Origin of the sequence: Sinomonas terrae (assembly GCF_022539255.1) — a bacterium.
Lineage (GTDB): Bacteria > Actinomycetota > Actinomycetes > Actinomycetales > Micrococcaceae > Sinomonas > Sinomonas terrae.
The window spans coordinates 1-25327 of record NZ_JAKZBV010000001.1; the positions used below are offsets into that span (position 1 = coordinate 1).

Below are 25327 nucleotides of genomic sequence, written 5' to 3' on the forward strand. Positions count from 1 at the left end.
AGCTGGTAGCCCTCGGCGTACGACTGCATGAGGCCGTATTCGATGCCGTTGTGGACCATCTTGGCGTAGTGGCCGGCGCCTACTCCGCCCACGTGGACGAAGCTGTCCGCGCGTTCGCCCTCGGGGCGGAGCGCGTCGAAGATCGGCATGGCCGTCTCGATGTCCTCAGCCTCGCCGCCAGCCATAAGCCCGTAGCCGTTCTGCAGGCCCCACACGCCGCCCGAGACGCCGCAGTCGACGAAGCGGATGCCCTTCTCGGCGAGCTCGGCGGCGTGCCGCTGATCCTCGGTGAAGCGCGAGTTGCCGCCGTCGATCACGAGATCGCCCGCCGAGAGCTTCTCGCAGAGCTCCTTGACCACGGCGTCCGTGATCGCACCGGCCGGGACCATGACCCAGATGACGCGCGGAGCCGGTAGGGCGTCGACGAGTTCGGCGATGGAAGCGACATCGGCCACGTCGGGATTCCGGTCGTAGCCCGTCACCTCGAGGCCAGCGCGGCGTGCCCGCTCGCGCATGTTGAAGCCCATCTTGCCGAGGCCGATCAATCCAAAGTGCATGGTGTTCCTTTCGACGAGGCTGTTGGGCCCAAGCCGTGGTGGGCCCGGAAGCTCTTCCCTGAAGCGCGGGGTCGCCGCTCAGTTCGGGAGACGGACTGGCATGACGAGATAGCGGTAGCCGATCTCGTCGTCGCCCTCGAGTTCCCTCTGGGCGGTGAGCATCGCGGGCTTCGGCGCGCTCGTGAAGGAGAAGCGCACGTAGGGAGCCTCGATGACGCTCAGGCCCTCGATGAGGTAGTGAGGGTTGAAGGCTACTGTGATGTCCTCGCCGGTGAGGTGGGCCTCGAGTTCCTCGGACGCCTGGGCGTCTTCACCGGTGCCTGCGTCGAGCGCGACGAGGCCGTCGGAGAACGCAAGACGGACCGGGGTGTTCCGCTCGGCGACGAGAGAGACGCGACGCACGGCCTCGACGAGTTCCTGCGTTGAGACGATCGCGTGGATCGGGGTGCTCTCGGGGAACAGAGAGCGGATCTTGGGGTAATCGCCGTCGACGAGGAGCGACGTCGTGGTGCGGCCGCCGCTCTCGAAACCGATAAGGCGCGAGTCGTCGTCGGCGAGGGCGATGTTGAGCTCGCCTGAGCCCCCCAAGGTCTTCGCTACTTCGTTGAGGGTCTTTGCCTTGACGAGCGCGCTCGTGGACACCGACGACGACGCCGGCTTCCACGGGATCTCGCGCAGCGCGAGCCGATAGCGGTCCGTTGCGAGGAGCGTGATGAGCTCGTCTTCGAACTCCATACGGACGCCGGTGAGGATGGGCAACGTGTCGTCTCGGCTTGCGGCGATGATCACCTGGGCGACACCCCTGGCGAAGGCATCACCGGAGACTGCTCCCGTGAGCGGGGGGAGGGAAGGAAGCGGCGGGTATTCAGTCTCGGGCATTGTTGCGAGGTGGAAAGAGCTGCGGCGGCACGTGAGTGTGACCTTGGAGCCGTCCGTTTCGACGTCTACCGGTGCGGCGGGGAGGCTGCGGCAGATGTCTGCCAGGAGCCGTCCGGAAACGAGGATCGTCCCTTCGGTGCCGATCTCGGCAGGGATCTCAAGCCGTGCGGACGTTTCGTAGTCGAAGCTGCTCAGGCTGACGACGCCGTCGTGCGCTTTGAGCAGGAGACCGGAGAGGACGGGGACCGGAGGCCTCGGGGAGAGGGAACGTGCCGCCCAGCTCACTGCCTCGGTGAGGACATCCCGCTCGACTCGGAACTTCACGGAAGGGTTCCCGCCTTTCAACGACTTGGTGCGTGGCGCTTGCGCAGATTGGTGCATGGCCCTGTGCGCACTGGGGACAGCTTAGCCGCAAGATCGGTGGCTCGTTCAACGGCCCTCGGTCCTTTGGGGTCTCGACGGGCTCGACGCGTGGAGGCCGGGTTCCTGTTGTCTAACGGATCTTAGATTTTTTGGGATTCGTGGTGTTAATAACTGCTGTGGAAACTGTGGAAAACGGCCTTCTGCTCAGCGAAGACGCGGGGTCAGCTTGTTCACGAAGTGTTGAGGGTGTGCGGACGGAGATGCACTCGGCTGTGGAAGGGCAAATTCTTGTCATTCACTCTCTCCACAACCTCGGGGGGACTTTTAAGGCCATAGAGCGGGGATGTGCACTTAACCGCCCACAGGGTTGTCCACAGGCCGCTGTTAATAAGGAATGACAAGAAAGCCGTTCGCTCTCCGACAGTCCCTGCACAGGGCACGACGCCGACCCTCGCCGACAGCCCTCAGACGCCTCGCTGGGCCTGCTTGATCTTGTTCGTGAGCTCGGTGACCTGATTGAAGATGGCCCGCCGTTCCGCCATGAGCTCGCGGATCTTCCGGTCTGCATGGATCACGGTCGTGTGGTCGCGGCCGCCGAGGACCTGGCCGATCTTCGGCAGCGACATGTCCGTGAGCTCGCGGCACAGGTACATCGCGATCTGGCGGGCGGTCACAAGAGTCCTCGTCCGCGACTTGCTGTTGAGCTCCTCGATCGTGAGCTTGAAGTAGGCGGCCGTCTCCTGGAGGATCTGGTCCGCGGTGATCTCGAGGGCGGAATCGTCCGTGATGAGATCCTTGAGGACCATTTCGGCGAGGGCTACGTCGACGGGCTGCTTGTTCAGGCTCGCGAACGCTGTGACTCGGATGAGCGCGCCCTCGAGTTCACGGATGTTCGACGCAATCCGCGAGGCGATGTACTCGAGCACGTCGTCCGGTGCGTAGAGGCCCTCGCTGTTCGCCTTCTTCCGGAGGATCGCGATACGGGTCTCGAGGTCCGGCGGCTGGATGTCGGTGAGGAGTCCCCACTCGAAGCGCGACTTCATCCGGTCCTCGAAGCCATGCAGCGCCTTCGGCGGCTGGTCCGAGGTGATGACCACCTGCTTGTTGCTGTTGTGCAGCGCATTGAATGTGTGGAAGAACTCCTCCATCGTCCCCGTGCGGCCCGCGAGGAACTGGATGTCGTCGATGAGCAGGAGGTCTACGTTGCGGTACGTCGCCTTGAAGCTCGTGCCCTCGTCGTCGCGGATCGAGTTGATGAAGTCGTTCGTGAACTCTTCCGAGTTCACGTAGCGCACCCGAATCCCCGTGTAGAGGCGCCGGGCGTAGTGGCCGATCGCGTGCAGGAGGTGGGTCTTCCCGAGGCCAGAATCGCCGTAGATGAAGAGCGGGTTGTAGGCCTTGGCCGGAGCCTCGGCCACGGCGACGGCGGCCGCATGGGCGAAGCGGTTGGAGGCCCCGATGACGAACGTGTCGAACGTGTACTTGGGGTTGAGCCGGCCGAACTCCTGGGACGTGCTCGGAGGGGTGGGTGCCGGGCGGAGGTCCGGGATGACTTCCTGGCGCTTGACCGGCTCGAAGATCTCTTCGCGCGCCGGCAGCATCTCTGTGTCGACGTCGATCGCGCAGCGGACGTCATCGGAGAAGACCAGGCGCAGCGCAGTGTCGAGCGGTTCCTTGAGCTGCGTCTGGAGGACCTCGCGGGTCAGCTCGTTGGGGACGGCGACGAGCAGGGTCGATCCGATGAGCCCTTGGGCCTGGGCGAGGGCAACGAATCCGCGTTGCCGAGGCGAGACACGGTCATCTTCCTCGAGCAAGCGCACGACGCGCCGCCACGAGCTGCCAACCGTGTTGGCCTCCTCAATCCCCATATGCCCTTCTTGCCGTCTTCTGCCAGTGATTCGTCCTCCCTTTGTCCACATGGCTGTCCACATGTAGGAGGGAGGTGCACTGAGCAAGCCTAGAGTACGGAGAATCCAGATGAGAACTGGGGAGAGGGGCTCAGTGAATTACACTGATGGAGTTCACCCCGCATGCCGCACCAGCTCGCTGTCCACAGGCTCCGCGTGCAATTCACCACAGCTGGGGAAAAAGAACCGAGAGTTGGCTCCGGCGCCTCAGGCCGCACTCGAGGCGCGCGCCGCGGAGGCCCGGCATTTTCGCGCGCCAGTTTGACGGCCGTGCGGCTCCTGCCCTAACGTCATTAAGTCCTTTGTGTCTGTCTACTGTCCTGTCGCATGCCCTCGGACGCCGTTGGAAACCAGCTACCGCTGGCCCGTGGCGACCGGCATGAGGCGCGGCGGGGCGGCAGGCACCGCCTATACAGCGTCCGCCAGAGCCACCCGCGCCCCCTGGGCAGACGCCCCGGAACCACTGGAGTGACAACCGTGAGCAAGCGGACTTTTCAGCCGAACAACCGCCGTCGTGCCAAGAAGCACGGCTTCCGCCTTCGTATGCGCACCCGCGCCGGCCGCGCCATCCTGGCCGCCCGCCGCTCGAAGGGCCGCTCGGAACTCTCGGCCTGACGCCGCAACCGGCTCGGCCTCACCAGTGACGCGGCTCTAGCGGTCAGGGATGCTTCCCGCCCGGCATCGGCTGCGCACGAGCGCAGACTTCTCGCATACCGTACGTTCCGGCGTCCGACAAGGGCGCCGGAACGTCGTGCTGTATGCGGCTCTTTCGGACGACGGCGCTCCCTCGCGATTCGGCTTCATCGTCTCCAAGGCGGTGGGGAACGCAGTCACCCGGAACCTCGTTAAGAGGAGGTTGAGGGAAGCCGGCGCCGAGACCCTGCGGGAAAGGCCCACGGGCGTCGACGTCGTCGTGCGCGCCCTGCCCGCCGCATCTGCGGCGGACTGGCCCACCCTCCGCGGCGACTACGCATCCGCACTGCGCGGGGCGCTGCGTCGGCTTCAGCCGGCGCATGAACGTGAGGCTTCGCCTGAAGGCGGAACGGAGGTTGGCTGATGGCTGCGGTGAGCGACGCCGCTGGCGCGCCCATGCCCCCCAAGGCCGCGACCGCCGTCGGACGCTTTGTGTGGGACCTCCCACGCAACGCACTGATTCTGCTGCTCACGGTGTACCGTGCGGTCGTTTCACCTCTGTACGGCCAGGTCTGCCGGTTCTACCCGTCCTGCTCGGCCTACGCGCTCGAAGCCGTCACAGTCCATGGGGCTGTGCGAGGATCTTATTTGGCAGTTCGTCGGCTCGCGCGCTGCCACCCCTGGAATTCCGGAGGGCTCGATCCGGTGCCCGACGGGCACCGGCACTGGCCCGAAGGCCGCATGCCGCGGATCGTGGTGCTGAATCACCCCGACCGCTACTGGAAGGACGAGTCGGACTCCGGCCCTGCCAGCGATGACGACACGAGGAAATAGGGAAATTTCATGGACCCGTTAAGCGCCGTACTGCTGCCCTTTGAGTGGCTGGTCTCCTTTGTGATGGTGGCCTTCCACGAGGCGCTTTCATTCCTGGGCATGCCTTCGGGGAATGGTTGGACATGGACCCTCTCGATCATCGGCCTCGTGCTCGTGATCCGTGGAGCCCTCATCCCGGTGTTTGTTCGACAGATCAAGGCACAGCGGGGCATGCAGCTGCTCCAGCCGGACCTGCAGAAGCTTCAGGCCAAGTACAAGGGCAAGACTGATCAGCTCTCCCGCCAGGCGATGGCGCAGGAGCAGATGGCCCTGTACAAGAAGCATGGGACGAATCCCTTCTCGGCATGCCTCCCCATGGTCATCCAGATGCCGTTCTTCTTCGGGCTCTTCCGAGTCCTCTCGAACGTCAGCAGCGCTGCGAGCAACAACCCCGGCATCGGGGCGATGACCCCTAGCCAGGTCAATCAGTTCCACGGCTCGGAGATCTTCAGCGCGCCGCTCTCGGCCTCGCTCCTGCACGGCGGCGGCGGGAACCCCGTCGTCGTTGCGATCCTCTCGATCTTCATGATCGTCGCGATGACCGCCTCGCAGTTCATCACGCAGAAGCAGATCATGGCGAAGAACATGTCCGACGCTGCGATGCAGAGTCCGTTCATGCGCCAGCAGAAGATCCTGCTCTACATCCTTCCGCTCGTCTTCGGTATCGGTGGCATCAACTTCCCGATCGGTGTTCTGATCTACTGGACGATCAGCAACCTCTGGACGATGGGTCAGCAGTTCTACGTCATCCGCCGTATGCCGGCCCCCGGCTCGCCTGCCGCGAGGGCGCTCAACGAACGTCGCGCGGCGAGGGGCCTTGCTCCGATCGACGTGACGACCGGCAAGACCATGAAGGCCGAAGATATCCCCGAACCAGTGCAGCCCAAGGGGCAGCGCCAACAGCCTCAGCGCAAGAACAGGAGGAAGAAGTGAGCCCTGCTGAAACTGCCGCCGAGCGTGGCACCGAGGACATGGACTTCGAAGCCAACGAGGGCGAAACCGAGACGGCTGCAGCCGATGCCGAGGGTGTCGAGGACGCAGACGACGACGCCACAGAGACTCCGCTGAACCGTCTCGAGGAGGAGGGCGACGTCGCCGCCGACTACCTCGAGGAGCTTCTCGACATCGCCGATATCGACGGCGACATCGATATCGAGGTCCGGGGCGGGCGTACCTATCTTTCGGTCATTGCCGATGAGAGCAGCAACAGCGGTCTGACCGCGCTCGTTGGCCAGGGCGGCGAAGTGCTCGATGCGCTCCAGGAGCTCACCCGTCTGGCCGTGCTGTCGCAGACCGGCAACCGTTCGCGCCTCGTACTCGACATCAACGGCTACCGCGGCCAGCGCGCGAAGTACCTGCACTCGCTGGCTGAAGAGGCGGTCGCCAAGGTGAAGTCCGACGGCGAAGCCGTGCATCTGGTGCCGATGAGCTCGTACGAGCGGAAGATTGTGCACGACGCAGTGGCCGACCTCGGTCTTGTGAGCGAGTCCGAAGGCGAGGGCGCCAAGCGCCACATCGTCGTCTCCGCTGACTGACGTGGCACAGGATTCGGCTGCGACGCCGCCAATGGGTGACGGCGGTCTGCCGCACCTCGAGGGGCGTGAGCTCGCTGCTGCCGAGAAGATCTTCGGTGCGCGGCTCGCGCTCGCCAAGCGGTATGTCGAACATCTCGCGACGTCCGGCCTCGAACGAGGGCTCATCGGACCGCGCGAGGTTCCGCGGCTCTGGAGCCGCCACGTGTTGAACTGTGCGGTGATCGAGTCTGAGTTCGGCGCCGATGCGACGGTCGCGGATGTCGGAAGTGGAGCTGGCCTGCCAGGGCTGTGCCTCGCACTGGCCCGGCAGGATCTCACTCTCGTCCTGATCGAGCCGCTCGAGCGGCGCGTGGTCTGGCTTGAGGAAGTCGTTGCTGACCTGGGTCTCGAGAATGTTCGGGTATTGCGGTCCCGGGCCGAGCAGGCAGTGGACCATGTGACGGCAGACTACGTCACCGCTCGGGCCGTGTCCGCCCTTTCGAAGCTGGTTCCGATCACTCTGCCGCTGCTGGGGGGCTCCGGTTCCCTCGTGGCGATCAAGGGCCGCAGCGCCAGTGAAGAGGTCGAGAGCGCGGCCAAGGCGATCAAGAAGTATCGAGGGCACAGCCCGGAGATCAAGGTGATCGGGGAGGGTCTCCTCGAGGAGCCGACGACGGTAGTACGGATCGCCGTCGGCGCCGCCTGATCCGGGGCGAGGGCGAGGCTACCCGCTAGGCTAGAGTGAAGGACATCGACGCGACCCGAGAGTGAGTGAACAGTGACCAATGACGAGTCATCGGCTCAGCGGATCCCGCCTTTCGTGTCTCTGGGGCCCGCGCGCTCGACGACTGTAGCACCGGCTCCTGCTTCTCAACCGTCGAAGGTTGCTTCTGTTTCACGTGAAACGTCCCCCTCTAAGTCGGGCAACGGATCCGCTATCGCCATCGACGAATCGAGTCCTATTGGTAGCCAATTGGCGAACGAGACGAAGCGCCGTGAGCGGTTGAGCCAGCGCAAGCTCCGTCGTCCTGGGGCGACTCGCATCTTCACGGTCTCCAATCAGAAGGGCGGCGTCGGCAAGACCACGACGACGGTGAATATCGCCGCTGCTCTCGCGGCCTCCGGTCTCAACGTCCTGGTCATTGACATCGATCCTCAGGGAAACGCCTCGACTGCTCTCGGGATCGAGCATCACGCTGATGTCGAGAGCATCTACGACGTCCTCATCAATGACGTCTCGTTGGGGGAAGTGGTCCGGTCATGCCCGGACGTCGAACGACTTGAGTGTGCGCCCGCGACGATCCACCTTGCCGGCGCCGAGATCGAACTCGTCTCCCTTGTGGCCCGTGAGCAGAGGCTCCGCCGTGCAATCGAGATCTATGCGAAGGAACGGGAGTCGCAAGGGCTTGAGCGGCTCGACTACATCTTCGTCGACTGCCCACCCAGCCTCGGGCTGCTCACCGTCAACGCGTTCTGTGCTGCCAACGAGGTGCTCATACCGATCCAGTGCGAGTACTACGCCCTCGAGGGCCTCAGTCAGCTGCTCAGCAACATTGAAATGATCCAGAAGCACTTGAACGCTGATCTTCGCGTCTCGACGATTCTGCTGACAATGTACGACGGCCGCACCAATCTCGCCGCCCAAGTCGCGGCAGAGGTTCGGGAGCACTTCCCACAGCAGGTTCTTGCGGCTGTCGTCCCGCGTTCCGTTCGTATCTCGGAAGCCCCGAGCTATCAGCAGACGGTCATCACCTATGACCCGTCCTCTACTGGTGCTCTCTCCTACATGGAGGCGGCGGCGGAGATCGCTGAGCGCTAGTTTGCATACTGGTCACACCCTCAGCTCTGAGGGTCCGAAGGAGGAAGTTCGCGCATGAGCGAGAAGCGCCGTGGACTGGGCCGTGGCCTGGGGGCCTTGATTCCAAGCTCAGGAGCTGCTTCTGGCGGTTCTGGCTCAGCTTCGCGTCCTGTGGACCTCTTCTTCCCTGAGTCGCGGAATACCGCTCAGGCGGAGGAAGAAGCGAAAGCCGCGCCCTCGCCCGCCGCCGAGGAGTCGGCTGCGCCTGCCGTCGATACTGGACGGTCGGCTGATCAGGCGACATCTCAGACGGAATCGACCGTTCAGAGTGAGTCTGTCGATTCTACGTCGGCGGCCGACGGTCGTTCTTCATCCACGACTCGTTCGGAGTCCGCTTCGAAACCGGCCGACGAAGGCGCCGAGCCGCGTGATTCGAAGCCTGCCTCTCGCGGTTCCAAGGCTGGAGCTTCTGCGACAGCGAAGAGCAACGCCGGCGTATCCCGACCCGAGCCGGAGTCCGACGGCGAGGGAGCCGACGAACTCGATCTGGTCGAAGTGCCGGGAGCCCAATTCGCAGAACTTCCTGTTTCCTCGATCCATCCCAACCGGAAGCAGCCGCGAAGCGTCTTCGACGAGGACGAAATGGCGGAGCTCGTGCATTCAGTGCGGGAGATTGGGGTCCTCCAGCCCATAGTTGTTCGAAAGTCAACCGAAGTCGGTAGTGAAGGCTACGAGATCGTCATGGGCGAGCGCCGTTGGCGTGCGGTCCAGCAGGCCGGTCTCGACACCATACCCGCCATCATTCGTGATACAAGCGATGACGATCTCCTGCGCGATGCGCTCCTCGAGAATCTTCACCGGAGTCAGCTAAACCCGCTTGAAGAAGCAGCGGCCTATCAGCAGCTGCTTGAGGACTTCGGCACGACGCACGAAGAACTCGCCGACCGCATCGGTCGCTCTCGTCCCCAAGTTTCGAACACGATTCGTCTCCTTCGACTGCCTCCTCTGGTTCAGAGGAGAGTTGCCGCTGGAGTTCTTTCCGCCGGCCACGCCCGTGCACTTCTGTCGCTTCCCGATCCCGGAGCCATGGAGAGGGTGGCCCAGCGCATTGTGGCCGAGGGGCTTTCGGTGCGAGCCACTGAAGAGGCTGTCGCGCTGTACCAGGATCCGGGGGAATCGCGTCGGTCCAACATCCCGAAGCCTAACGCTCGCCACGAGCGCTTGGACTTCCTTGCGTCGACGCTCGCTGACCGGCTCGATACCAACGTGAAGATCACGTTGGGCGCGCGCAAGGGGCGGGTGAGCATCGAGTTCGCTAGCGTCGAAGATCTGAATCGCATCATGGGCGTTCTCAACCTAGGTTCCGAGTAATTTTCCCGCCAGTCTCGTAAGCGCCGCGTTCATCATGGACGCGGCCCCTGGGCTGCCCCTACTCGTCTTCGTTTCACGTGAAACGGGGCCATCCGAGTTCTGCCGGAGGCTGCGCTTCCCTGAGGCAAAGGCCGTTCTCGGCGCTCGCCATTTTTTTCCAGGGTTCACTACGAGGGGCGCTGGGCGCCCTAGAGGGATGAAGCGGGTCGGGGTTCACTGGATACCGGTAAACAACTGAGCAGAATTGACTGAGCTTCTCGGGCCCTGCTCAAGACTCGGGCCACGCTTCCACCTTCTGCTACCACGACGCTGCTACCGCGACGGCCCGTGCTTCGGACGGCCAACCTCGCAGCGTCTATCCGGTTTTTGGAAGTCGCTTTGCGGTCGCCTCCTGGTCCTAAGGGAGGAGCACACATTAAGGTGCTGACCAGTCCTCCCCTTATAGCCGTTAGGAGGACCAACCAAGCCAGAGCGGCTCGAGATTCGCGAAAATGCGAGGTTCGAAGAATCGCGCCTCGCGGACATAGAACTGCATGCCTTCCGGTCCGGAATTTTGCAGGAAACGCCGCGACGATGTTGTGGGGGACCGGTACATCCTGATCTGACGGCTTCACTAGTCGCCGATTCAGATTCGATCGGGCTACATTCCGCCGGCAAGCAACCCATTCGATCATAAAAATGCGCGTCGCCGTGGAGATCTCTAGGGAAACTGCAAGCTTCAGGGAAAACGGGAACGACATGTTCAGCGAACGACAGCTTGGACCGGATGAGGTCCTGCATTGCCGCCCTCTCTTGCCTTCCGTTCCCCGTGTGGTCGGCCCGCACATAGCCACTTGGTGCGCCTCTCGGCGATCTAGGAAGGCTTCCTTGCCGATCTGTATGGGAATGCTTCAAGACGAATGACCACGAGGTCCATCGGAGCTGACGAGCGATTTCGTAGGGAAATGGGGCCGAGCCCTACGACTTCTACCTTCGCTCGGGGCTGCTAGGCGTATCGCTTTCGGAGGTTTGAGCTCGATGAATCCTCGATGGCTTCTGCTTTGGCGTTTTGAGCCATTCACGTGGCGATAATGACCATGGCTGCTGTACGACGCCGGCCATTTCGTCTTGATTCTCTCGAGCGTGGGACGTGGCAGGTCGAAACGGGACAAGATTTACCTGGCTGATGAAAGATGACTTCGGTGGCTCATGTTGGAGTCTGCAGATGCTGGTGACTTGGGCGACTTCTGGCCCGGATGCTTCACGAGCAGCGGTGGGGGTTACAGATGGCTATGTGGTTGCCAGGTCGGTGGATTCGGGCTCTTGCCTCTCTGGACTGCGAAAGCTTCGAGAGAGAGAGAGAGCGGAATGGCGCCCATGAGTAGCCTGTGACGATTGTGATGCTCATGGCTCCTAGCGGCTCGTTGGCCCGTGTAGGGCAGCGGCGGTGCTTGTTTCACGTGAAACCTTACGCGGGGGGCGGTCCGGGAGTGCGGTATGAGAACCGCACCCGCGTCACAGGGCCCGTGAGCAGGCAGGAGACGGTGAGCCGGCAGGAGACAGTAAGTCCGGAATTGCGGGTTCAATCATTCCCTCGAAAAGTCCTCAACAGGCGCTTTCCTAAAGTCTCGTCCCCGTGGTGACAGCCGGCATGGACTGGAGGACGAGATGCCTCTGCGGCAGGACTGGGAACCAGAGTGGTCGGAATTGGGGCAATGGTGGGAATGGCATTTGCGAATTGGCGCAGCATCGACAGTTCTAGACCTCGGAGTTGGCACCAGTTTGAGTAGGGGCCATCGTGCTGTAAAGGGTGTGCCCTTTCCCTGCAGTCGCGCAGAGACGAATTCAGACAGCAGTGCGCTCGGTGCGGAGTTGCGTCTAAGCAGCGTCGAAGATGCAGCATGGTGTGCAGGTATAAGCGGATTCATCCTTGAGTGGAGTAGTGATATGATTCCGGTCAGTTCAGCAACCCAGGCCCGAGACCGGTTGCCGGGCTCGATGTAACCGCCTCTTCTGGTCCTACCGTGCGCCCGCAGGGCCTTTTAGACGATCTGGTACGGCCGTCACCAAGGCGAGGCCTCGGCGGCTATTCCTGATGCTCCTCTGAGCCATAGGTATGCATGTTTCACGTGAAACACGAGCAGCGCCTCTTAGCTATTCGAACGGGCGAGCGACCTGACCTGAGCGGAGCGAAGCATCGGGCGACTAGGTTGCTGGGGGAACGAGTTCGTCGGACGCCCGGACTGCGACCCGCGGTTGTGGACAAGGTCGAATTGTGCCTGTGGAATTGGCTGTGGATAACCCCGGTGGACAACCATGCCGCCCCGTGCCGCGCTGTGGATAACTTGGTCGTGCATGCCCCAGTTATGGTGGCGACTTGTGGGCGCGGGAGTTCGGGGAATGGGGAATGCGTGTGCGGACGATGAGTCTTCGGGCCTCTTTGCTTTCCTCGGTGTGGCAAGATCTCGCGGACGGCAAGAATCGCCGCGATGGCGGCGATTTCGTCGTGAAAAGAAACCGGCAAAAGGTCATCTGGCAGCCGACGAGAGCGGGTGCAAAGTTGTTCATTGTCCAGAGACGCCTGAGGGTGCGCGCGAGTCTCCTTGCCCCTCCAATGGTGTGGTAGCCACGGTGCGAGTTAACCACAACCGGGTGGCCCCAATTGTGGATAAGTGCTGTGGATCTGGCTGTGGATAACTTTCGGTTGCAGTGTTGATAGATCCCGGCCAGGAGTCGTGAGCACCAAATCATGGAGCCTAGCTGGGGATCGGCCGCTCTTGAACTCCTGCAGGGATCCGGTCATTAATCTGTGTAAGACGGGCGTCAGGAGCTGGAGATGGAGATGTTGGCACTATGGCGGGATCGAACAGGTATGCATGAAGGAGGGTCGTGGATGACCGGAGTGCCAGGAGGGAGAACGGCGTCGAGGGCAATAAGGGTGGGCCATGCCTGATGGGCACCTGCTGATGCTGGCCGTAGGTGCGACTGGGAGCGGCGGCCGTAATCCGGCTGATGTGGGGCTGGGACAGTGCATGGAGGAGCTGGCAGCTAAAGGAAGGGTCACGACCACAGGGTGTACAAGGACTCTCAGGGCGCACAGCGTCCAGCTCTGGCGGTCACACCCGCCTGTGCCGTACGGAGGGGGCTGAGGCCAGATTGGCAGGGCTAGCGGGCCAGTGCACCCTCCATCGTCGCTGCTACTCAAGAAGGGCAAACAGAACGGTCACCTCGATCGAGACCGAAGCTGACAGCAGGTACCAATGCGGCCTTTACAACTGCTGGGCTGCATAGCAGGGTTCGGCTCACAAGGGTCGCAGCCTGGTCATTCTGCCCTTCACAGTGGTGCTGCCATCAAAATGAGGTGAGGTGGTCCTGCAGGGTCTACAGAGGGGACAGGAAAATGCTTCCTGCAAACCGGAGCTTCAGGGGCACAAGAACGATGGCTGTCACGCGCACGTGGGGATGCAGCATTGTCGCCGCCAACGTTGCACCCCCAAGTCGTGAGCCGCTTATCTTTAGGACTCGTTGAGGCGTTTTACCCCGTGTTTCACGTGAAACAATTGCTGGGGTCGGCAATCCTGATTCCAAAGGTGGTCGACGCTGCGCGACTAAGACAATTACCCGGTGCCCACTTCAGGCTAGAGGTGACTGGTTTGCGCCGTGGGCTAGACGCACCAAGGCGGTCGATGAGGGCGATCCGCCAAGCAGCATGTGCCTGAGGAGCGGACCGCTGAGCAATGCCAGTTTGACGACCGATGCCGCCTCGACGAACGGTCGCTTGAGCACCGATGACAGCGCGGGAGGATGCGTAGATCGAAGGGCTGAGACGGATCCAGAAGCGACGGCAGCTCGCCTAAGCTAGCGGTTGGGCGTACGATGGCAGTGGCTTCCAGATGCTCCGGTCCCTGGGCGCCGGACCTTAGGCTGTGCTGAACCCACCCACTGGGGGCAGCGGGAAGGCCCGCGATGGATTCACCCCTATGCAGCACCGTTGAAGCCCGGTCTAGGAGGGCCGAGGGGTCTCCCTGTATGAAACGCTGAGGACCTTTTCACCGCCTCCAGCTCGTGTGCTTCGCCTGAGTTGTTTCTCGCTGCGAGGTTGGCCGGCACGAGTACCTATAAGCATCGGGCCTGGACCTCCCTCAGCTTGGGGCTAGTTGACGCCCAATGGCGCCCATTTTGGCTCGTCCTGACTGAAATCGTTGTCGACAGGTGAAGCGGATTTCCGGTTCGGATTCCTGCTTCAGGGTCACCAAGAAGTCAGAAGCGCGGAGCCAGAGGCCGGACCTTTGTCGCTCCGAGCGCCCAGAGAACACTTTGACAGCCCCCCAAAGGCGCGCTTATCAACTTCTGCCGCTCTATTACTGCGACTTGTCCCGCCCGGGTATCGGGCCGGCCGGACCTATTGCCCTTGACCAGGCTGTACCTAGCCTTCGCACAGTGCTTTGAGATGCGCCGTCGCTCCTGGCGCCGTGCTCTTAGACATGGTCGTCAGGCTCTTAGACGGCGTCGTCACCGAGCCTCGGGTGGTGTCTGCTACTCCTATGCCTCTCTCAATGTACGAGCTGTGGTCTAAAAGGCATGTCACTGAAAATGTGCGAGTGGATAGAGCTCGTTTGGTGATTTGTTGTGTCGGTGGCACGTCGAAATGCGGTCATCTAGATCAATCGACGCTAGTGCTAGTGAAACGTCCGGCCTGAGTCCGTGAGCGCTGCGGATGCCGCTCTCTCGTTGGCGGTGGGGACCTTTAGAAGCCGAGGGACCGGCTACCTGACGCGGGAGCATGAGTGGCCGGTTAGCCGCAGTGCAAGGGGGCTCTCATAACGAGCCATTGGGAATCCAGTACCTTCCCGCAGCTCCTACCAGGGTCGGTAGTGCGACGTGACGGTCTGTTTCACGTGAAACAGACCGTCAGAGATCTGGCAGGTCAGCTTCTTTATCAGGCTCTGTCGCAGCTGGCGTCGCGGCATACTCTGCAGCCCGCTTATAGCATTGTGGGAGGATTGGGTCGGACCGCTCGCGCCCGGATTCGCTGGCCCGCGTACGCGCTCGGACACGACGTGTGGTGGAGCCATCCGTGCTAAACGGGTAAGGATGCGTGAGCGTCTTGAAATTGGACCGAAGGGCCCCGCCTCTCTCAGCCGGAATCGGTCTGATCCTACTTTCCCTTCTGCGGGCCACGCTCGAACTGGAGGAGAGGTTCCAGGACTACGGGCTGAAGGAAAGGCTGTTTCACGTGAAACAGGTCCTGACCTAGAGCGAATGTCGCTCGAGGCAAAGAAGGCTCCAGGCAAAAAGAGAGGGACGCGGCCACGCCGCGTCCCTCTCCAAATCCGACAAGCTCTACTTGGTCAGTACCTCAGACCATTCCTTTTCGAAGTACTGCTTGGGCCGAGCACCGATAACGGTTCCAGTTACCTTGCCCTTCTCGAAGAGATAGACGGCCGGGATGGAAGTGATGCCGTATTCAGCCGCGATATTCGGGTTGTCGTCGACGTTCACCTTCACTACCTCGACCTTGTCCGAGTACTCAACCGAAATGTCGTCAAGGATGGGACCAACCTTGCGGCACGGGCCGCACCATTCAGCCCAGAAGTCGACGATCACAGGCTTCTCTGAAAGAAGAACCTCGTCGGTGAACTGCGCGTCGGTGACGTCTTTGGCGTTGCTCATGTCTACCTTCCGATTTGATAGAGGAAATTCAGGCTTGTTGGGCTGCAAGGCTCGGGGCTTCGAGATTTGCGAGGTAGTGCTCAACGTCCAACCCCGCAACGCAACCGGATCCGGCTGCGGTAATAGCTTGACGGTACGTGGGGTCAACCACATCGCCGGCCGCGAAGACACCAGGAATGCTAGTGCGCGAGGTACGACCCTCCACCGCAATCGTGCCTTCAGGAGTGAGGTCCAGAACATCCTTGACGAGTTCGGTACGGGGATCGTTTCCGATGGCGACAAAGACACCGGTGACGTCGAGCTCAGACTCCGAACCGTCAACGGTGCTGCGGAGGACGAGGCCGGTCACCTTGTCGTCACCGCGCACATCGGCGATCTCGCTGTTCCAGGCGAACTTGATCTTGTCGTGTGCCAACGCGCGGTCGGCCATGATCTTCGAGGCGCGCAGTGAATCGCGGCGGTGGACGACGGTCACGGAGCGGGCGAACTTGGTGAGGAAGAGTGCCTCTTCCATCGCCGAATCACCACCGCCAACGACGGCGATGTCCTGATCCTTGAAGAAGAAGCCGTCACACGTCGCACACCAGCTCACACCGTGACCTGACAGACGCTTCTCGTTCGGGAGGCCAAGTTCGCGATACGCGGATCCAGTTGCGATGACGACTGCCCGGGCCAGATGCTCTTCACCGTTGCCGAGCACAACGCGCTTGACCTCGCCTTCGAGGTCGAGGGACGCGACATCTTCGAACTCGATCTGCGCACCGAACTTCGCGGCCTGCTGTTCGAGCTTGTCCATGAGCTCGGGCCCCTGGACTCCATCGGGGAACCCGGGGAAGTTCTCGACCTCCGTCGTATTCATGAGCTCGCCGCCTGCCGTCACCGAACCAGCGAAAATCAATGGCTTAAGGTTGGCTCGCGCAGTATAGATTGCGGTCGTGTAGCCGGCAGGACCTGATCCAACCACGATGACGTCCCGCACCTCGGCGGCGTTGCTATCGGCAGTGCTCACGGGTGAATAACCTCTTCTTCTGACGCGCTGGACTCCATACGTTCACAGCTCACAACATGTCGACGAACGCCGGTATTCCGGGAGCCGTCGTCCTTCAAGCGTACCGAAGCGTGGGAGGGCGCATTGAACTGCCGTAAAAAGTAAAGGAACGACACGGAAAGGGCGCCCCGAGCTCTGGCGAGCTCAAGGCGCCCTGACAGCGGCGGGAAGCGTCGCCGTCGTTCGTCTACTGAACCTTGATCTCCGCCAACCGGAGCCCGTAGGGGTACACCTTGAAGTTCGTAAGCCGCGGCAAAGCGTTGATCTGGATGAGGACGTACTGCGCCTTCACCGCCGCTGGCAGCTGGAATACGAGCTGCGGGCCATTGAAAGAGCTCGTGCCGGCCAGTGCCGCGCCGCCGAGGTCGGGAGTCGCGTTTGTATACACGCTCACGCTGCCACCGGTTGCCCCGAGCTGGTCGAGCTCGACCTGCTTGATATCCGAGACATCCTTGAGCTTCACCGCGAGCGTGACACTCTTGGCGAAGCCGCCCCAATCCTCGCGGGCGAACTCCATATCCGACCAGTAGCTTGCCTGATTACCGTCGTAGGTAGAGACCAGCTTCGGGTCGAACTGGTCCGCGAAGCTCAGATCACTCGGGTTGAGGCGCGAAACAGAATCGATGACTGGGGCGACCACAGCAGGTGCGGGCGCTTGCGTCTGACCTGGGGAGGGCGTGCCCTGAGGCGCCGAGGCAGTCGGAGCAGCATTCGACGGCGGCTTAGAACCGCTGGCCTGCGGCTGGAAGACGCTGCCGAGCGTGGTGAAGGCAAAGATCAGCGCCGCGATCAGGACGACGGCCAGAATGCCGCCGACAAGCCACGGCACCGACTTGGGGCGCGTTGACTCATCGTCCTCTTCGAGCTCGTCATCCCGGTCGAAGATCTGATTCGAGCCGCTTCCCCGGCCGGCTCCTCGTGCCGCTGCTGGGAAGGCCGCTCCGCGAGCGGGGCCAGACGGGCTTACGGGCGAGGCAGGCGACTTCTGAACCGGCTGGGTCACGTCACTGTGCGCCGCCGGCTCGCTGTAATCAGTCGTTTGGTTGTGCTGAGCCGGCTGATTGTACTGAGCTGGCTGATTGTGCTGCGTTGGCTCGTCATACCGCGCAGGGTTGCCTGCGGCAGGAGTCGCCGGGGCATGGCTGGTCGGACTGCCCTGAGAGCTGGCATCGGTACCCCCGGAGGTGCGAGGGGTAGGCCAGGGAGTTACCTTCGGCGGATTCGGGAACTGGGATCCGGCGGCGGCTGCGGCCGCTGCGGCAGCCGCCGCAGCAGCGGCGCCGCCTGCTGAAGCGCCGCCTGCTGAAGCACCGTTGGACGGGCCGGGCGAATTTTCCGAGGGACCCTCGGCAGAGCGCGGCGGCGCAGCGGGGGGCGGTGGGACTGGGCGCGGCTGGGCTGCGGGTGCTGGCCGCTGTTCGCGGGGAGACTCCGGCCGGGCGCTGTTGACGTCGTCGGGGTGTGCGTTGGGGTACCGGATGTAGTCGTGGTCGCCGTGCTCGTACAGGCCGTCGTAGGTCTCCGGCTCACGCGAACGCGACTCACCGAAGATCTCGCTGCCCAGCGTGTCCGTGAAGAACGGCTCGACGTAGGGTGCGTCCTGGGCCACGATCAGGTCGAGCAGATCTGCCGCCGCTGCGTGGTTCGTGATGAGGTAGGTCGCCTCATGGCTTGTGCCGAGGTCCAGCACCTGAATGCCCACGTGGCGTTCGCCGGTGGCTACCTCCCGCGCACTCTGGGCCAGCTGTTGGGCGTTGTGCGGCGCAGAGACGAGGATGCTGACGGGACGGTTGAGGATCTGATCCACTCCGTCGAGGACCAGATCTCCGTCATGCGACTCAACGATCGAGGACGTGACCTTGTACCGACCGCCGAGCACACTGCCGACGTCGATGGACTGGGACACGGGTACCTCCTGGACAGTCTGCCCCGCCAGCCCGGACGTGCCGGGCGCTTGCTATCACTCGATCCTAGCGGACGGTACCCCAACCGCTTGATTCACGTCGCGTCGCGCGTGCTTCTCAGAGGCGTCGTTCAGACGTCGCGGAAGTGCGGATTGCGGCCCGGCGGCCCCTGATAGGTCCTGCGGCCCGGGAGGGGTTCCTGGCGCGAGGATCCGGGCCTGGCGCGGTACATGCTCGGATCGAATTGGCCCGAGATGCGCGGGATGATCCCGGTGTCGTCGGAGAGGGTCATGGCGCTTTCGCGGAGAGCATAGGCAGGTTGACGCGAGTTGGACGGTTCTTCGGCATAGCTGTAGGCATGCGCGCCGTGGTTCGAGGTCTCGTAATCAGCGGTGTCGTAGTCAGCGGCGTTGTAATCTCCGCTGTCGTAACCGTGGGCCCTGCCTTGGTGGGCGCCGGCTTCGTAGGCATTGCCCTCGTAGGCTCCCGCTTCGTAGCCGTGGGGAGCGCCGTCGTAACCCCCGCCCTCATAGCCGTGCGCTGCGTCGTCGTAGGCAGCAGCCTCGTAGCCGGCGGCACCCTCGTAGCCTGCGGGAGCCCCGGCGTCGTGCGCCGTCTGAGCGGACGACGGCGCGGGCCCGCCGCGGCGGGTGAGCCGCCCCATGATGGGACGCAGGAGGTCGCGGAGTTCGGTCACACCGAAGATCCGGAGCAGGGCGAGGTAGACGAGCAGCATCGCGACGCCGATGACGATGATCGACAGCAAGGCCGCGAAACTCGAACTCCAGATGAAGCCCCTCGAGGAGAGACCGCCGAGTAGCCACACCGCGAGGCCGCCGGCGACGGCCGCGCCAAGGGCGGCGTAGCCCATGCGGATGTAGGAACGGGCGACCGTGACCCCGTCGAGATTGCCGAGCTTGCGCCGCAGATAGGCGCCGCTCAGCACGACGGAGAGGATGTTGCCGACCGTATAGAGCGTGGCAATAGCGAAGATGATGTAGCGCGCCGGCAGGAACTGGATCACGGTCGCACCCACGACGTTGAGGATCCCGAGCCAGACCTGGACCTTGAAGGGCGTCTTCGCGTCCTCGTAGGAGTAGAAGACGCGGGACATCATGAAGTTTGCGCTGAGGAACGGGGTGCTGAGCGCCAGGATGCTGAGCGTCTGCGCGAGCATGACGCCGTCGGTGGCCGAGCCGCCCGAGAAGAACCTACCGAGGGGAGCAGCGAGTGCGAACAGCGCGAGGGCGCTGAAGACCGTCGCGACCGCCATGGTTCGGAGCCCTTGGGATAGCGCAATCCGGACGCCTCGTCGGTCTCCGGCCTGGGATGCCGCCGTCATGCGGTTGAACAGGACAGTGGCGAGCGAAAGCGCGATGATCGAGTGCGGCAACAGGTACAGCTGGCTCGCCATTTCGAGGACGGTGTTGCCGGGGATGAACTGCCAGGAGGGGTTGCCGGCTTCTCGGAGCTGCTCGCGGACCGCGCCCGGCTGGGACGCGATCTTCATGAGGTAGAGGAAGGTCAGCTGGCCGACAGCAGTGGTTGCGAGCGTCCAGATCCCGATCTTGGCTGCAGCACCGAGACCCACGCCCCGCCATCCGAACCGGGGCCGCAGGCCGAGGCCGAGTCGCGCCACCGGGATGAAGAGCATGGCGGTCTGGATGACGACGCCGACCGTCGACGCTCCCGCGACCAGCAAGGTCTGCGGCGTCCCCCAGGCTTCGATCGTGTGGGGGTTCGCGGCGTTCGTTCCGAAGATCCAGATGAACATGCCGAGGCCGGCGATGGCGACGATGTTGTTCACGAGTGGCGCCCACATCGCCGGCCCGAAGGCGCCGTGCGCGTTCAGGACTTGGGTCAGGAGCGCATACAGACCGTAGAAGAAGATCTGCGGAAGACACCAATATGCGAAGACGGTAGCGAGCGCGAGCTGCTGGGGACTGTAGTCGGATGTCGTGAGCCGCATGACGATGGGTGCACCGATCGTCACGAGGCCCGTGAGGACGAAGGTGACGACCACCCCCAGCGTGAGCAGGCGGCTGATGTAGTCCGCGCCGCGATCGGGGGCCCGGCTGGCCTTGAGGATTTGCGGGACGAGGACCGTGTTGAAGACGCCGCCCGCCACGAGCAGGAAGATGAGGTTCGGCAGGTTGTTCGCGTTGACGAACGTGTCCGTCACCGTCGAGCCGAGGCCCAACGCGTAGACGAGGAGCAGCTGCCGTAGGAAGCCGAGTACGCGGGAGAGGAGCGTGCCGACGGCCATGACCGCGCTGGATCTGGCCTCGGATCGTCCGGCTGTCGCTGCCGTCATCGAACCGTCACTTCAGTAGATGCTCCGGGAGCACTTCCCGGGCGAGGTCCGCGATGCGCCGCTCGTTCGGGAACGAGAGGCGGCGCGAAAGTTCGGAAATGGGCACCCACGCGACGTCGACGGCCTCCTGGTCGGGATCATTCTCGATGGTCAGTTCCCCGCCGACGGCCTGGAGCAGATAGTGGTGGACCGTCTTGTGGACGCGGTGGCCAGTGACGGTGAACCAGTAGTCGATGCTGCCGAGCGGCGCGAGGATTCGGCCGTCGATGCCGGTCTCCTCGCTGATTTCGCGGACAGCTGCGCTCTCGTTCGACTCGCGACCCTCCGGATGCCCCTTGGGAAGACACCACTCGAGACGGCCGCCTCGATTGAGGCGCGCGATGATCGCTACAGGAAGATTCGGATTGTCTGTATCGACGATGACGCCGCCCGCCGAGATCTCCTCGACGGTCGGAAGCGAGTGAATATAGGTATGGGCCGCCGGAGCGACGTGCGGCCCGATTGCGGACGGCAGCGGCGCACTCCTCCTCTTCTGAGGATCGCTCGGCAGCGGAATCACCATGCAGTCCACTCTAACCAGAAGCCTCTCGCGATGGCTCATGGTCTGCCGCGGCGCTCGGATCTGAAAGTGCCTCTCCGATCTGCGAAGCTTTAAGGGCTATGGCAGGAGAAGACTCGCACCCGGGGCGCGCGACGGCGCCGGAATCACCATCCGTTGGCTTCGCCGTCGAGCCCGTGGCCCTCGAACTCGGGCGTCGCTTCGTCGACGCCGGGTTCGAACTTTCGCTCGTGGGCGGACCCGTTCGGGACCTCTTCCTGCGGCGGAAGTCGCCCGACCTCGACTTCACGACCAACGCCACTCCCGACGAGACCCTGTCCATCGTCAAAGGCTGGGCTGACGCGTTCTGGGAGATCGGCAGGGACTTCGGCACGATCGGTCTGCGGAAGCAGGGCTTCCAGATCGAAGTGACGACGTACCGCGCCGAGGCCTACGACCCCGAGTCGCGCAAGCCCGTCGTCGCCTTCGGCACATCGCTCGAGGACGACCTTGAACGCCGCGACTTCAGCATGAACGCCATGGCACTGCGCCTCCCGTCACTCGAACTCGTGGATCCGTTCGGCGGCGTCCGGGACCTCCACGCGGGCGTCCTCCGCACACCCGGCGCCCCCGAGGACTCTTTCTCAGACGACCCGTTGCGCATGATGCGCGCGGCACGCTTCGCCTCCCAGCTCAAGGTCGACGTCGCGCCTGAGGTGCGTGACGCGATGACGGCGATGGCTGGCCGCATCTCGATCATCTCCGCGGAACGGGTCCGCGACGAGCTGGTCAAGCTCGTCAACGGAGACGCGCCCCGCGTCGGCGTCGACCTCCTCGTCGACACAGGGATCGCCGACGTCGTGCTCCCCGAGGTCGGCGCGCTGCGGCTCGAGGTCGACGAACACCATCGCCACAAGGACGTCTACCAGCACTCCCTCACCGTCCTCGAGCAGGCGGCGGCCCTCGAGACCGGTCCCGACGGGCCGGTGCCCGGCCCGGACTTCGTGCTGCGCTTCGCGGCGCTCCTGCACGACATCGGCAAGCCCGCCACGCGCCGCTTCGAGCCCGGCGGGGCTGTCTCCTTCCGCCATCACGACGTCGTCGGCGCCAAGCTCGTCAAGAAGCGCATGCGCGAGTTGCGATTCGACAACGAGACGATCAAATCGGTCGCGCGCCTGGTCGAGCTCCACATGCGCTTCTACGGGTACGGGGACGCCGGCTGGACCGATTCGGCTGTCCGCCGCTATGTCACCGATGCCGGGCCCCTTCTCGAGCGGCTCCACCGGCTGACGCGCTCCGACGTCACGACGCGCAACCAGCGCAAGGCAGACCGGCTTTCCTTCGCCTACGATGACCTCGAGCAGCGCATCGCCGAGCTCGCCGAGCAGGAGGAACTGGCCGCGATCCGCCCCGACCTCGACGGGCAGCAGATCATGCAGATCCTGGGCGTCCCGCCCGGGCCCGTCGTGGGCCGGGCCTATCGGTACCTGCTCGAGGAGCGCATGGAGAACGGTCCCGCGAGCGAGGAAGAGGCGCGGGCCAAGCTGCTGGCATGGTGGGCTGGGCAGCCCGAAGAGGCTGTTGATCAAGAGCGCACTGTTAAACAGAAGCGCACTGTTAAAGAGGAGAAGGAGAGCGAGTGAGCACCGAGGACTTCGGACTGCCGAGGCTGTGGCTTCTGCGGCACGGCGAAACGGAGTGGTCCAAGAGCGGCCAGTACACCGGGCTCACGGATCTTCCACTCACTCCCGAGGGCGAGGATCAGGCGCGGGCCGCGAAGGCGGCGCTCGACGGCGTGCACTTCGGTCTTGTGCTCACCTCGCCGTTGCAGCGGGCGCGGAGGACGGCGGAGCTCGCCGGCTTCCCGGAGGCGGAGCTCGAGCCGAACGCGGTCGAGTGGAACTATGGCGACTACGAGGGCGTGCGTTCGGCCGACGTCCGGCGGAAGAACCCGAGCTATCTCATCTGGAAGGATGGGGTCCCCAACGGCGAGACTCTCGCGGAGGTGGCCGCCCGCGCTGACCGGATCGTCGAACGCGTCCTCCACTCCGGGGTCGAGAATGCGCTGCTCGTCGCGCACAGCCACTTCTGCCGAATCCTCACAGCCCGCTGGCTTGGCATGGTTCCGGTCGAGGGCCGGCATTTCATTCTCGGGACCGCGAAAGTCTGCCGCCTCGGGTGGGACAAGAAGACGCCCGCTGTCGAGGCGTGGGGGCTTTAGCGCCCTTTTCTAGAATTTTTCATTTTTCCCTTGCCTTTTCTTTGATCGGTGAGTTAGCTTTGCTTTGTGCTTCTGAGGCGCGTTCGCCTCGGTCACCTGGCAACCGGTGCATTTGAGCGCTGGACCATTTCGGTAGCAGAGGGGGTAGGGACAATGATCACCACTGAGGCGTTCTTCCGCGGGATCTTCGCCGTGCGCCGCAACCGTGGCCTGCTCCCGGCATTTGGCATGGCACGGGCCTGACTCCCGCCCTGCCCAACAGACTTCTGCGCCCTTTGGACGCGCCCCCGAGCCCTTCGTAAGGGTCGATTGCGCGTTCGTCTTCGCTTTCCGGGCCCGCTGAGGTCTGCCTCCGCCATTCACTGACGCCGAAATCTCGCATTTCGGATTTTCCTTTAGTTGCCGCCTGTGCCGATTCCTCATGATTTCGCACGCCCTTTTTTATCCAGCAACGAAAAGGCTTCTTTCCGTGCTGTAGCGCGCTATTTTTGCGCGCCTTTTCCAAGGAACTGCCATGCCTTCGCTTCGCCATGCCCTGCGGCTCGAACCCCGAGCCAACTCGGAGCAGCAGTTTGCTCGACTGCCCGAGGCGGGCCCCCCGCCGTCGTACGTCTTTCCGCTCCCAAAGGAGGTGATCGCCATGCTGCAACGAGTAGTTCGTGCCCTCTCCCTGAAGATCGATGCTGGACGCATTGAAGCGAACCGCGCCGAAGTGCACCGGGAAATGTCGCTCACGTTGACTCTGCGGTAACCTCTGGCGAGAAGCCGTGGGTTCGGGAACAATCCGTGTGACGGTACGTGCGGTGCTCGAGGAAGAGGGACAATGCGCAGGAAACTCATTGCCGCCCTGGCGGCGCTCACAGCGGCCTTCGGGCTGGCCTTCGCCGCGGCTCCGGCCCAGGCGAGCACGGGCGGGACCGCCGACGGGGATGCTCACCCCGGCGTGGCGATGATCGTCTTCTACACGGCCGAGGGGCGTTTCCGGTGCTCGGGGGCTCTCATCTCGCCGACGGTCGTTCTGACGGCGGCGCACTGTACGGACAGCACGGTGGGCAAGACGCTTGTGACCTTCGACTCCGTGATCGCAGAGCAGTCGCCGGCTGGTTTCCCGGCGGCGGCCCATCCGAGCCTCGGCTACACGTCGACTGATCTCGCGGGCCACATCTCGGGCACTGCCGTGGCCGATCCCGCGTTTTCGAACTTCACGGACAAGAACAACTGGAACGACGTCGGCATCATCAAGCTCGACAGCCCGGTCTCGCAGCAGCCCTATTCGCTCGCTCCGGCGGGAACGCTTGACGCGATCGCTCCGGGAGACGTTCCGAAGACCGTGGTGACCGCCGTCGGCTATGGCGCTGAGCTCGCCAAGCCGGACTCGGGTCCGCAGCGCCGGGTTCCGGTCTCCTTCCCGATGATCCGTCGCTCGGTCGACATGGACCTCCAGAGCGTCGGCCCGCAGATCTTCACGACCCACGCCAACGTGAACCCCGCGCAGGGAACGGGTGGGATCTGCTCGGGCGATTCGGGGGGACCCATCTTCCTGAACGATCAGATTGTGGGTCTGACGAGCTTCGGCAACAAGAACTGCCTCGCACTCGACGGACTGCAGCGCGTCGATGTCGCCTCGATCCAGTCGTGGATCACCAGCATGGAGAACACTCCCGCAGGCTCGCCTGCCGCCTAGCCGACGTCCTGGCACCGCAGCCTCCGGCCCAAGGCCGGGGGCTGCGGCGTTTTCGCCAAGCCTGTCAGACC

At 63.5% G+C, this 25327-nt stretch carries 20 protein-coding genes; 12 read left to right on the forward strand and 8 right to left on the reverse strand.

What is annotated here, in order from left to right; all coding sequences use genetic code 11:
- From L0M17_RS00005 to dnaA, 3 genes are all read right to left on the reverse strand, one after another.
- Positions 1-557, reverse strand: a 557-nt coding sequence (locus tag L0M17_RS00005; protein WP_241050041.1) for an NAD(P)-binding domain-containing protein, incomplete at its 3' end; no start/stop codon positions are given.
- Between the two features lie 78 nt (positions 558-635).
- Complete coding sequence (gene dnaN, locus L0M17_RS00010; RefSeq protein WP_241050042.1) at positions 636-1760, reverse strand: DNA polymerase III subunit beta; 1125 nt, start codon at positions 1758-1760, stop codon at positions 636-638.
- A gap of 503 nt (positions 1761-2263) precedes the next feature.
- Complete coding sequence (dnaA, locus tag L0M17_RS00015; protein WP_241050043.1) at positions 2264-3667, reverse strand: chromosomal replication initiator protein DnaA; 1404 nt, start codon at positions 3665-3667, stop codon at positions 2264-2266.
- Between the two features lie 516 nt (positions 3668-4183).
- Here dnaA and rpmH point away from each other — a divergent pair.
- The 8 genes from rpmH (at position 4184) to L0M17_RS00055 (ending at position 9895) form a co-directional block, all read left to right on the forward strand.
- Positions 4184-4321, forward strand: a complete 138-nt coding sequence (gene rpmH, locus L0M17_RS00020; RefSeq protein ID WP_005268235.1) for a 50S ribosomal protein L34 — start codon at positions 4184-4186, stop codon at positions 4319-4321.
- Positions 4322-4370: 49 nt separating this feature from the next.
- Positions 4371-4763, forward strand: coding sequence for a ribonuclease P protein component (rnpA, locus tag L0M17_RS00025; RefSeq protein WP_241050045.1), 393 nt, complete (start codon positions 4371-4373; stop codon positions 4761-4763).
- Positions 4763-5173, forward strand: a complete 411-nt coding sequence (gene yidD, locus L0M17_RS00030) for a membrane protein insertion efficiency factor YidD (protein WP_241050046.1) — start codon at positions 4763-4765, stop codon at positions 5171-5173. Before rnpA ends, yidD begins: the two co-directional genes overlap by 1 nt.
- Before the next feature lie 9 nt (positions 5174-5182).
- Complete coding sequence (yidC, locus tag L0M17_RS00035; RefSeq protein ID WP_241050047.1) at positions 5183-6145, forward strand: membrane protein insertase YidC; 963 nt, start codon at positions 5183-5185, stop codon at positions 6143-6145.
- 38 nt (positions 6146-6183) lie between these two features.
- Complete coding sequence (locus L0M17_RS00040) at positions 6184-6747, forward strand: Jag family protein (protein ID WP_255732282.1); 564 nt, start codon at positions 6184-6186, stop codon at positions 6745-6747.
- Positions 6748-6778: 31 nt separating this feature from the next.
- Positions 6779-7432 carry a 16S rRNA (guanine(527)-N(7))-methyltransferase RsmG gene (rsmG, locus tag L0M17_RS00045; RefSeq protein ID WP_241056260.1) on the forward strand — a complete coding sequence of 218 codons (654 nt, stop codon included), beginning with the start codon at positions 6779-6781 and terminating at the stop codon, positions 7430-7432.
- A 114-nt stretch (positions 7433-7546) separates the two neighbouring features.
- Positions 7547-8545, forward strand: coding sequence for a ParA family protein (locus L0M17_RS00050; protein ID WP_372498051.1), 999 nt, complete (start codon positions 7547-7549; stop codon positions 8543-8545).
- A 54-nt stretch (positions 8546-8599) separates the two neighbouring features.
- On the forward strand, positions 8600-9895 hold the full coding sequence (locus L0M17_RS00055; RefSeq protein ID WP_241050049.1) for a ParB/RepB/Spo0J family partition protein: 1296 nt from the start codon (positions 8600-8602) through the stop codon (positions 9893-9895).
- Positions 9896-15217: 5322 nt separating this feature from the next.
- Here the strand turns inward: L0M17_RS00055 and trxA are convergent.
- The 5 genes from trxA to L0M17_RS00080 all read right to left on the reverse strand — a co-directional run bounded on the left by trxA (position 15218) and on the right by L0M17_RS00080 (position 21327).
- Entirely contained in the window at positions 15218-15547 is a 330-nt protein-coding gene (trxA, locus tag L0M17_RS00060; protein ID WP_241050050.1) for a thioredoxin, read from the reverse strand.
- 28 nt (positions 15548-15575) lie between these two features.
- Positions 15576-16556 carry a thioredoxin-disulfide reductase gene (gene trxB, locus L0M17_RS00065; protein WP_241050051.1) on the reverse strand — a complete coding sequence of 327 codons (981 nt, stop codon included), beginning with the start codon at positions 16554-16556 and terminating at the stop codon, positions 15576-15578.
- 226 nt (positions 16557-16782) lie between these two features.
- Positions 16783-18501, reverse strand: coding sequence for an ABC transporter substrate-binding protein (locus tag L0M17_RS00070; RefSeq protein ID WP_241050054.1), 1719 nt, complete (start codon positions 18499-18501; stop codon positions 16783-16785).
- 128 nt (positions 18502-18629) lie between these two features.
- Complete coding sequence (murJ, locus tag L0M17_RS00075; protein ID WP_241050056.1) at positions 18630-20813, reverse strand: murein biosynthesis integral membrane protein MurJ; 2184 nt, start codon at positions 20811-20813, stop codon at positions 18630-18632.
- Positions 20814-20820: 7 nt separating this feature from the next.
- Positions 20821-21327, reverse strand: coding sequence for an NUDIX hydrolase (locus L0M17_RS00080; RefSeq protein ID WP_241056262.1), 507 nt, complete (start codon positions 21325-21327; stop codon positions 20821-20823).
- A 146-nt stretch (positions 21328-21473) separates the two neighbouring features.
- On the opposite strand from L0M17_RS00080, the gene L0M17_RS00085 reads away from it, so the two are divergent.
- The 4 genes from L0M17_RS00085 to L0M17_RS00100 all read left to right on the forward strand — a co-directional run bounded on the left by L0M17_RS00085 (position 21474) and on the right by L0M17_RS00100 (position 25256).
- A complete protein-coding gene (locus L0M17_RS00085; protein WP_241050058.1) occupies positions 21474-22994 on the forward strand; it encodes a CCA tRNA nucleotidyltransferase in 1521 nt (506 codons plus the stop codon).
- A complete protein-coding gene (locus tag L0M17_RS00090; RefSeq protein WP_241050060.1) occupies positions 22991-23572 on the forward strand; it encodes a histidine phosphatase family protein in 582 nt (193 codons plus the stop codon). The genes L0M17_RS00085 and L0M17_RS00090 overlap by 4 nt, the downstream gene beginning before the upstream one ends.
- Positions 23573-24086: 514 nt before the next feature.
- The gene (locus L0M17_RS00095; RefSeq protein ID WP_241050062.1) at positions 24087-24323 is read left to right on the forward strand and encodes a hypothetical protein; all 237 of its coding nucleotides are present in this window, start codon (positions 24087-24089) and stop codon (positions 24321-24323) included.
- A gap of 72 nt (positions 24324-24395) precedes the next feature.
- Positions 24396-25256 carry a S1 family peptidase gene (locus L0M17_RS00100; protein WP_241050065.1) on the forward strand — a complete coding sequence of 287 codons (861 nt, stop codon included), beginning with the start codon at positions 24396-24398 and terminating at the stop codon, positions 25254-25256.
- Positions 25257-25327: the final 71 nt, after the last annotated feature.